The 250-nt window shown below is 54.8% G+C and carries 1 protein-coding gene; it reads right to left on the bottom strand.

Features of this window, described 5'->3' with window-relative positions; genetic code table 11:
- On the bottom strand, nucleotides 1-250 hold a 250-nt coding region (locus tag LI114_RS14000; RefSeq protein ID WP_227221167.1), incomplete at both ends, for a hydrogenase expression/formation protein.

The following is a 250-nucleotide window of genomic DNA, read 5'->3' as shown; positions in this document are numbered from 1 at the left end:
ATAGCTCTCGCCATAGCCAATGGTACGAATCTGAATATTTCCCGGCCCACAGAGACGTGAGAGAAAAAGCCGATCAGCCTCGCTGATGGGTAATTGCGTCAGATTAATGCTGTGCGGCTGCGCGTCGGGGTTACGTACATGTGCCAGTAACTCATGCGCCAACGGTAGGCCATTCATCAGGCCATCAATGGGCGGCGGTAACAGCGAATCTGTCGGCAAGAGATTTTGCGTTGCCGCCTGCCACAACGCC

The organism is Ruminococcus sp. 210702-SL.1.03, assembly GCF_020559915.1.
GTDB lineage: Bacteria > Bacillota > Clostridia > Oscillospirales > Ruminococcaceae > YE71.
Note: the sequence above shows the minus strand (reverse complement) of the source record. Positions and strands in the feature narration are given on the sequence as shown.